Below are 3,929 nucleotides of genomic sequence, written 5' to 3'. Positions count from 1 at the left end.
AGGGAGATCTTGAGCGCACCCGCCGCGACCGGGAAGTTCAACGTCCACAGTCCGGAAACAAGCAGAAGGGCACCCACAGCAGGCTCGGCACCCCGCAGGGTGAACGGGGCCGTGGAGGCAAATGCGCCGATCACTGAGAGTGCACCCGCGCCAATGCCAAACCACGATAGCAGGTGCAATGCGCTCATCGTGTCGGCATAATCCCAAAGCGGTGCGACAAACAGCGCACAACCCAGTACGAAGCAGGCGGCGGCCATTACCGCATGGCTCCATGAGAGCCCATGCAAGCGGTCGAATATCGCATCGAAATTAGTCATGTCCATCCCTCCCCAACGGCTTTCGCCGCACGTTTTCCCGAGGATAAGTATACCATCCTACTTCTTGAATCGGGCACCCTGGCGCTTGCGGCCAGATGCGAACGCAGACCCCTTGCGGGCGCTCTTGCGAAGCGCCTCGATAACCTCGTCCTCACTGGTACCCTCTACCATCGCCTTGAGGCTCACCACGGCATCGCGCAAGCGGGCCGCTTCCTCAAAGTCCATAGCCTCGGATGCGGCGCGCATGTCCTCCTCCATGGTGGCGATCACGCGCATCAACTCATCGTGAGGCAGCTCCGAGAGCTCGTTGGCAAGGCGCTCCCCCGTTGTGGGACCACCATCCGCTCCAGACGCTGTCGACTCGACAGGAGAGAAAAAGGCTCCGTGACCAAGGCTGTCTCCGCGGGAGCGGTCTTTTTTGCCCACATTTTCCTCAGCTTCGGCGATAAAACTCGAGATATCGCTGATTGCCTTGCGCACCGTTTGCGGCCTGATTCCATGCTCATCGTTGAAACGCATCTGGATGGCACGACGTCGGCTCGTCTCGTCAATTGCCTCGCGCATCGAGTCGGTCACCGTGTCGGCATACATGATGACCTCGCCCTCGGCATTGCGTGCCGCGCGGCCGATAGTTTGGATAAGCGAGCGGCGATTGCGCAGAAAGCCCTCTTTGTCGGCGTCCAAAATGGCGACGAGGGACACCTCTGGCAGGTCAAGACCCTCTCGCAGCAAGTTAATGCCCACAAGCACGTCGATTTTCCCCTGACGAAGACTCCGCAGGATCTCAACGCGATCCATCGTCGCCGTATCTGAGTGCATGTAATTAACGCGAATACCCGCATCAAACAGATGGTCCGTCAAATCTTCGGCCATGCGCTTGGTAAGTGTCGTCACCAGCACGCGTTCGTGCCGAGCGACGCGCTCGCGGATCTCATCGATAAGGTCATCGATTTGCCCACGTACCGGACGTACGTCGATCTTTGGATCGAGTAAGCCGGTAGGACGAATGATTTGCTCAACATTATTCTGACTCACGCGCAACTCATAATCGCCCGGCGTCGCGCTCACGTAAATGAATTGTGGAATCCGAGCCTCGAATTCATCGAACCTCAGCGGTCGATTGTCCAGAGCGGAGGGCAACCTGAAACCGTGCTCGACCAACGTCACCTTGCGCGAGCGATCGCCCTCGTGCATACCGCGAATTTGAGGCACAGTCACATGACTCTCATCTATGATGCAGAGCATGTCCTTGGGGAAGTAGTCGATGAGGGTGAAGGGGGGCTCGCCGGGCTTTCGGCCATCAAGATGGCGCGAGTAGTTTTCAATACCCGTCGTGAAACCCATGGTCTCCAGCATTTCGAGATCGTAGCTCGTCCGCTGTTCCAACCGCTGCGCCTCAAGAAGCTTGTCGTTGGCTTTAAGCTCTGCCACGCGCTCTTCAAGCTCCTCTTCGATTGATTTGAGCGCAGCCGTCACCTTGGGCTTCTCGGTCACATAGTGCGATGCCGGCCAAACGGGAATGGCGTCGTACTCGCGCAGGAGTTCTCCGGTCACCTCGTCGATTTCGGCAATCACCTCGACCTCATCGCCAAAGAACTCGAATCGCAACGGATGCTCGGCATAGGGTGGATACACATCGACCACATCACCACGCACGCGGAACGTTCCGCGCGACAGGTCGTAGTCATTGCGATCGTACTGAATATCGATGAGAGCATGGATGAACTCATCGCGTTCCAATGGAACCTTCTTGTCCACATTGGGGGCGAGGCCCGCGTAATCCTCAGGCGAACCGATACCGTAGATACACGAGACGGAGGCGACCACGATCACATCGCGGCGTGACAGCAAGCTTGCCGTTGCCTGATGCCGAAGCATCTCGACCTCTTCATTGATCGAAGAGTCCTTCTCGATATAGGTGTCACTGGAAGGTACGTACGCCTCGGGCTGGTAGTAATCGTAATAGGAGACGAAATACACGACCGAATTATGCGGAAAGAACTCCTTGAGCTCGCTCGCAAGCTGCGCGGCGAGCGTTTTGTTCGGAGCCATGACCAAGGTCGGCTTTCCAAGAGCCTCGATTGTCTTGGCCATCGTAAAGGTCTTGCCTGATCCTGTTACTCCAAGGAGAACCTGGTAGCGATCACCTTGTTCCACACCCTCAACGAGCGAGGCAATCGCCTCCGGTTGATCGCCCGAAGGTTCAAACGGCGAGACCACCTCAAAGGAGGCCGACGTACCGCTGACTCCGAATCGCCGAAGCTCACCACCCACACGCTCAACTTCAAAATCGGCCATACCGCACCATCCACTCGCTCGATTCTCGGGGGTCACGCATTCTATGTGTTGATACCCCAGGATGTCAATCTCAAGACAGGGCTAGTGCGTGGCAGAACCACGGACGGCTAGCAAAAAGCCTGGGGATACAGTTCCCGGTAACGAGTTTGTGCCATCGTAACGCGGACGAGATATGCCTGAGTTTCGGGGAACGTGATCGCGTTTCGCAGCAGATCGTCTTCCTGTGTCCAAATATCGACATTACCCATGCCGGCATTGTAAGCAGCGATAGTCTTGTCCGTAGCGCCATTGAAATACGAAAGGAGATACGAGAGATACGCGCAACCGAACTCGATATTCGTCTGGGGATCAAGAAGGTCATCGGCGGAGAACTGAGAACCATCGACCAGACCCTTGCTCACCATGTCAGAAGCGGTCTCGGGCATGAGCTGCATCAAGCCCATGGCCCCGCGATGAGACTGCGCCTCTGCATCCCAGCTTGATTCCGAGCGAATAATTGCTGCGACAAGATACGGATCAACGCCATGGGCGGCGGCAGACGAAGTGATTTCGTCTTCATATGAAAGAGGATACAGGGACTTGAAAATCAACGAGGGGGCAAATGAATAGGCATATGAGATCACGCCGAACACCAGAACAATAGCGAGTGGAAGCACCCGATACCACGTAAAAAAACGGGATCGCTTGATCATTATCGCTCACCTTCGTGAAGGCTCTCAATACCTCGAAGACGTACCCATGCATCAAGGGCATCGAACAACGAATCATCGCCTCGAGTGTTGTCGATACAATGATCCGCCATGGCGATGATTTCATCTTCGGAAGGCTGAACCGAAGCTCGCGCATCAAAATCCACGACGGACATACCCCGGGCAATCGCGCGCTCGCGACGGACTTCCAATGGCGCGCTGACGGCGATCACCTCATCTGCAAGTCCAAACGCATCAGAAAACGCCGCAGGTGCGGAAACCTCAACGACAGTGAGAGGAAAGGAAGGTACGAGCGTTGAACAACACTGGATGGGAAGAAGCAGCGTGCTCAGCCGCTCAATCAAAACAGGGTGCACAAGATCGTTAAGGATATGAGTTGTCTCGGGAGTGGCAAAAGCTCGTTCAGCCAAAACAGATGTACGAATGTCGCCATATTCGTCGAGAACATCCCAGCCGAATTCATCGGCAATTGCCTGTGTCAGATCAGAGCCCGGCACATAAAGCTCTTTTGCCATTCGATCAAGGTCGATGTGTCGTGCGCCACGAGAGGACAGATAACGGGAGGCAGTTGACTTACCAGATGCAAGGTTGCCAATAACAAAGG

The 3,929-nt window shown here is 55.7% G+C and carries 3 protein-coding genes and 1 pseudogene; all 4 read right to left on the bottom strand.

All coding sequences use genetic code 11. The features are described 5' to 3' along the window. Window positions 1-317: pseudogene (locus tag ACT8II_RS09185) on the bottom strand (hypothetical protein); the annotation flags it as partial. 57 nt (window positions 318-374) lie between these two features. Continuing rightward, window positions 375-2,615 (bottom strand): excinuclease ABC subunit UvrB, encoded by a 2,241-nt coding sequence (uvrB, locus tag ACT8II_RS09180; RefSeq protein WP_443813924.1) that lies wholly within the window; start codon window positions 2,613-2,615, stop codon window positions 375-377. 107 nt (window positions 2,616-2,722) lie between these two features. Then, entirely contained in the window at window positions 2,723-3,307 is a 585-nt protein-coding gene (locus ACT8II_RS09175) for a lytic transglycosylase domain-containing protein (protein WP_443813922.1), read from the bottom strand. Then, on the bottom strand, window positions 3,307-3,929 hold a 623-nt coding region (coaE, locus tag ACT8II_RS09170; protein WP_443813920.1), incomplete at its 5' end, for a dephospho-CoA kinase. The genes coaE and ACT8II_RS09175, both read right to left, overlap by 1 nt.

Origin of the sequence: Collinsella sp., from assembly GCF_052346665.1 — a bacterium.
Lineage (GTDB): Bacteria > Actinomycetota > Coriobacteriia > Coriobacteriales > Coriobacteriaceae > Collinsella.
Note: the sequence above shows the minus strand (reverse complement) of the source record. Positions and strands in the feature narration are given on the sequence as shown.